The following is a 5845-nucleotide window of genomic DNA, read 5'->3' as shown; positions in this document are numbered from 1 at the left end:
CAACCATTATTCGCTCTAGACGCTCCATATTGACGCGTCTTCGAATGGTATGCTCCGTAACCACCAGCGAAAAGCGAGTTATTCCTATCTCTGTGAGCTTTTCAAGAGCCCACTCTATTCGATCTATATTTTTTGTGGGTGCAATAGCTACCTCTAGCTTTGGGCACATTGGAGGTGTAGTCTCTACAAGCACCAGGTCGGTTACATTTTGGCCTTTAAGTGAATTATTGGATATTTTGGCACTATATAAGTTTCCCAGGCCATCAGTAATCAATACATTTTCCCCCACCTCAAGACGTAGAACCCTAAAGGCATGCTTTGCTTCATCTTGTGGTAACTCTAAAGAGCTACTGATATCTGGAGCATAAAAATAGGGTAGATCACCAATATTACTTTTCATCGCCTTCTTTTTGCTCAATTATTTCAGCAAATCTCTTTGCCCACTCATACTTCTCCATCTCTACCACCTTCTCCTTGATCTCCTTTAACTCTTGTATTGAAAGGGAGGACTTCAATTCCTCATCTGTTAGTCTCGATAAAAACTCATGATTAGCCTCCTCTTGATCAATCATTAGCTGTAAGACGGCCGACTTACTTAGTTGAATAGGAGCACTATGGCTAAGTTGTTTTTGGATATCATCTAGAGATACCACAGGTGAGTCTTTTTCCAAGAGAGCATCCTCTGCCATTACAGGCAATTGATGTAATACTGCATGCATCACCGCTAGGTATATAGGTACTCTGCAGTAACTAACTTCGCCCATATCAGAAAGGGTATAAAACCACCCTTCTCTCTCCCCTCCTTCACCAGCTCGAATGATCACTTTATGTAAGAATATTCCTGTAGCAGATTGGTACTCATCCAACGCATCTATTCGAAGGTCGAGTTTAAGCATCCTTGCTTGTAGCAATAGTTTGTAGGAGCCCACCAATGAAGGTGGAATAGAGATACTCAATCGGCGATCATCTTCGTTATTATTAGGACAAAACACCAAGTCTATTCCTACCATTTGCCCATTGACCATATACCCTTGGACATTACGAAAATGAACGCGGGTGAGGGACGATGTCTCCAAACATTCCTCACGTTTAAATACCTCTTTCCAATCTCTATCAATCACGATTTAGCTGTTTTTAAGTACAGAAATCCATTCATAGTTTTCAGAGTCTACTGCCACCTCAAGTAGATTCTGAATAAGCTCATCACTCATAGAAGCAAGCATCTTAATAAGATGCAACACAAGAGGGTCGTCAGGTTTTACACCATTAGAAATTTGCGACTTAAGCTCATTGTAGTAGGACTGCAATGGAGAAACATCTGAAGGTAAAAGAGAGTCCTTTTGTTTCACATCAAAATAACTAGCCGCTTTACTGAGAAGCTTATAGTCTATTAAGATATCCAACCGCTGCTCCAGCGCAGTCATCAAACCATTAGGCATAGAAGTCTTAAAGCTACCACGAGTACCATCCTCACCCACATAATAAAGATCGGACTTTATGGAGTATCTCCCCTCGTATATATGGAGTGCCGTCAACTTGGTATCAGAAATCAGCTCAAAGTAATAAGTCAGATTAGGGAGATCTACATTGCTAGAATAGAGGCTATTTATCTTAGAGAAAAAAATAGGACTCAATTCAGAAGAAATGGCAACAGGATAAATCATTTCATTACCATTTGGCAATTTATATTTATCCGAATCAATAGGAGATAAGAGTGCCACCATCACATCAGGGGATTGTGTAGCACTTCCTATCCCACGAAGAGTGAGAGCAACCATCTCAATTCCTTCTTCATGATTTTCTGGTAATTCAACTCCCATTTCCTTCATTATTGATAGCTAGACCTACTAGGTCAAATCACTTATATTTATCTTCACTTCTACTAATGAGGTCTCGAATTTGGTGTACCAATCTCGAGACCCATTAATCACGACTAATGCAAAGCTTCTACTATCCAAGATAGCTTCTCAGTTGCGTTTCATCAGCATTCTTACGTAATTGGCGTATTGCCTTTTCACGTATCTGCCTTACTCTTTCACGGCTCAATCCTACTGCAGATCCGATCTCATCGAGACTCATTTCCTGCTCACCACCTAAGCCGTATGTATGGATCAAAACATATTGCTCCCTCTCAGAAAGACACTGCATAGCCGAGCGAATCTCATTAACCAAACTCTCATCAATAAGCCCGCCATCAACATCTCTAGCATCTTCATCTTGCAAGACATCTAAAAGGGTATTAGACTCGCCGTCATCAAAAGTTTTATCAACAGAAACTTCACCCTTATCGATTTGGATAATATCAATCACCTTATCCACCTCCATATCGAGCTCATCTGCCAATTCTTCTGGCGAGGGAAGTCTCTGATGAAGTTGCTCAAATCTATCTCTTGCAGCTTTCAGCTTCGTCACATTTCCTACTTGATTCTGTGGAAGGCGAACAATACGCCCTTGGTCTCCCAAAGCCTTTAGAATACTCTGTCGTATCCACCAAACTGCATAGGTAATGAACTTAAAACCACGTGAGCCATCAAAACCTTGAGCTGCACGTATCATACCGAGATTACCCTCATTGATAAGGTCAATAAGAGGTAGGCCCAAATCCTGATATTGCTTTGCCACACTAATCACAAATCGGAGATTGGCACGCACCAGTTTATCCACAGCAGCTTCCGAATTTTCGTCATTCCGCTGTATTTGCATCGCTAATTCAGCCTCCTGCTCAGGGGTAATCATCTCCTCCTTAGCAACCTCCTTCATATAGCGATTCATCACTGCGTCGTCCCTACTCGTGATCGACTTCTCAATCTTTAATTGTCTCATACGTACTCCTATATATTCAAAAAAGTGTGCAAATTTACCTATTTATTCACAGATACTCAATATAACTATGATACAGTACAAGATGCGTGCCAAGGACAAATTGTCCATATCATCAATTGAATAACAAGACCTACCGCCATTTTGTTCGCTTCAGAATAATGATATAAAAGGTGTTACCTATCAACTCATCAAGGTAACACCTTTTATATCTCATTAATTAGTTTAGTTACTTGAGTAGTTCCTTTACAGCAGCTTCAATCTGAGTATCTTTTCCATCTAGGACCTTCTTGAAGTCCAGGTTCACCTTTACATCAGGCTGCAATTCAAAATTCTCTAGATAATAGCCTTCGGAAGTCTTGTAGCCCACAGCTGGAATTCCAAAGTAGAGTGATGGATCCAATAGCGTTACCCAATTCACACTGGTCATCGTTCCAGGCACAGGCATTCCCACAAGTTTACCTATTCCCATATGCTTATATACCCATGGCGATCCGTGAGCATTTGAGTAGTCAGCCTCACACATCACCATAACCGAAGGCTTAGTCCACCTCTTACTTGGCATATCGCAATAGTACTCACCTTGAATCTCTTGAGTTAGGTACTTAGTGCCCGACAGGAACACCTCCAAATCCTCGTGTAGCCTTCCACCACCATTGTAGCGGATATCTACTACAAGGCCATCAGTCTGGTAATACTTACCCATAGCATCGGAGTAAACTCGCCTAAAGCTTTCATCGTCCATAGAGGCGATATGCACATAACCCAGCTTACCACCCGACAGACGCTTCACCTCCTCTGCACGCTGCTTGATCCAACGCTCATATAGAAGGCCATTAAGGCGTCCACTAGAGATAGGCTTTACCACCTCCTCATAGGTCTGTCCACTCTTTGGAGAGTAGAAAGTAAAGAGTACATTCTTACCACTCTTACCAGCAAGAAGAGGGAAGAAGTCTACATTGGCACCAATCTCCACACCATCAATCTTAGCTAGATAGTCTCCTGCACGCACCTCACTCTTGTGCGTATCAAATGGACCACCAGCTACTACTTCCTCAATGAGTAGCCCCTCATCAGTAGCTCGAGTAAGATCAAAGAATAGCCCAGTCTCAGCTACCCTTTCGGCAGAGCTAAATTTACCATAACCACTACCAGTGTGTGAAACATTTAGCTCACCCAGTAGCTCTGATAGCATCTCAGAGAAGTCATAGTTATTATTGATGTGTGGCAAGAACTTACGGTATTCATCCGTCATAAACTCCCAATCTACACCGTGCATATTCTTAACGTAGAATCGCTCTGCCTCCTCTTTCTTAACGAAGTCAAACATAAATTCTCTTTCCGCCTTAGCGTTGAGATTCATCTCTGCTCTGATAGAGACAAACTCCAACTTCTCGCTACTCAAAGACATCTTTTGTACCCCTCCAGTGCTGATAAAGAAGAGATTCTCCTCCTTTGCATCAGGTTCAAAAGAGACATAAGAGCCATCAAGCTTCTTCAGAAGTTTGGTATCACCTTTTCGCAGATCCTTTACCCATAGGTCATATCCACCCTCAAAAGCAGCCATATAGTAGAGTTTTTTGCCATCTTTAGTGATATAGGCGTCACCTAAGTCGCTAGAAGTAGGGGTCAGTCTCACGATACGATCTTGGATATTCTCAAGCTCCACTAGGATTTCATCACTCTTACTCTCCTTGTCCTTAGTCTCATCCTTATCTGCATCCTTTTCGGCCTTCTTCTCCTCGTCAAGTAGAAGCTCATAATCCTCCTCATTGAGTTTGTACTTATCATAAGCAGCACGGTTCAAGAATACGATCATCACATCATTCATCGAACCCCAACTAGCGTGGTTACGCATACCATATTGTTCCGAAGCATAGATAATCGCATTTCCACCCATCACAAATCGAGGGTTCATATCAAAATACCCACTCTGCGTGATATTTGTCAATTCACCTGTAGCCACATTCAATAGAATAATATCACAGAAAGGCTCGTGATGATTATCAGAGAGCTCCATAGCTATCCAACGACCATCTGGCGACCAAGTATAGTTGATTCCACCAGTTTTATCGGCCGTATATCTACCATCATATACCACTCTCGAGCTCTTCTTCTCCACATCATAGACCGCCAACGTCTTGCGATCCTTAACATAAGCCACATATTTACCATCAGGCGAAAAAGTAGGATGCATCTTTTCAGACTTTTCACCAGGGATCAAAAGCTCCTCATTTACAAGAGTAGCATTGGCAAAATTAGGATCCTCTTTACGAGCCATCTTAGCGATATAAAGATCACTTTTACCCCCTCGTTGCGACTCATAAACTACACTTCTATTGTCGCTACCGAAAGAGACACTTCTCTCCATTTCTGGAGTATCAGTAATCCGCTTAGTAGTTGAGTAGTCGGCACTCGTTACAAATACCTCACCACGAATAACGTAAGCAAGCATTTTGCCATCAGGCGAAACCGAAGCCGAAGTAATACCACGCATAAAGGTGGTTTTTGTGATCTCCTCCTCGTCCACGTCGCTCATTATCTGGATAGCCACCTTTTGAGGTTGACTACCCTCCTTCATTGTATAAATGCGGCCGTCATAACCGAAGCAAAGCGTTCCATCTCCACCTACAGAGAGGAAACGCACTGGATGATTCTTGAAATGGGTCAAAGCTACTGCACTATTGTCATTACTGCTATTCAAAGGCTGCTTAAACACATTAAAGGTCCCTTCACGTTCACTCAAGAAATAAAAGCTATCCCCCTTAGGAGCAAATACAGGGTTACGATCCTCACCCATCCAAGTTGCAAGAGGCTTATATTGCTTGCTCTTGAAGTCGTATAGAACGATATCCCTTGTCACCGAAGAGGTGTGGTGCTTACGCCATACATTTTCAAACCCTTTGATATCCTCATAAATCAACTGGCGCCCATCGGCACTAATAGCACCCATACTTACAGGGGTAGCCATCACCATAATAGAGCGACCGCCCTCCACCGGCACCTTGTACACCTCATTTAGGCG

At 42.5% G+C, this 5845-nt stretch carries 5 protein-coding genes; all 5 read right to left on the bottom strand.

What is annotated here, in order from left to right; translation table 11 throughout:
* Positions 1-400, bottom strand: a 400-nt coding sequence (locus tag QVO39_RS05275; RefSeq protein ID WP_288171803.1) for an RsmE family RNA methyltransferase, incomplete at its 3' end; no start/stop codon positions are given.
* Entirely contained in the window at positions 390-1025 is a 636-nt protein-coding gene (locus QVO39_RS05270) for a hypothetical protein (RefSeq protein ID WP_070707498.1), read from the bottom strand. The genes QVO39_RS05270 and QVO39_RS05275, both read right to left, overlap by 11 nt.
* 99 nt (positions 1026-1124) lie before the next feature.
* Entirely contained in the window at positions 1125-1829 is a 705-nt protein-coding gene (locus QVO39_RS05265; protein ID WP_288171802.1) for a hypothetical protein, read from the bottom strand.
* Positions 1830-1950: 121 nt separating this feature from the next.
* Entirely contained in the window at positions 1951-2823 is an 873-nt protein-coding gene (locus QVO39_RS05260; protein WP_018028080.1) for a sigma-70 family RNA polymerase sigma factor, read from the bottom strand.
* A gap of 226 nt (positions 2824-3049) precedes the next feature.
* The coding region (locus QVO39_RS05255; RefSeq protein WP_288171801.1) for a S41 family peptidase at positions 3050-5845 on the bottom strand (2796 nt) is incomplete at its 5' end.

Source organism: Porphyromonas sp. CAG:1061, from assembly GCF_000435035.1.
Classification (GTDB): Bacteria; Bacteroidota; Bacteroidia; order Bacteroidales; family Porphyromonadaceae; genus Porphyromonas_A; species Porphyromonas_A somerae.
The sequence above is the reverse complement of the archived record's forward strand: the minus strand, read 5'-3'. Positions and strand labels throughout refer to the sequence as shown.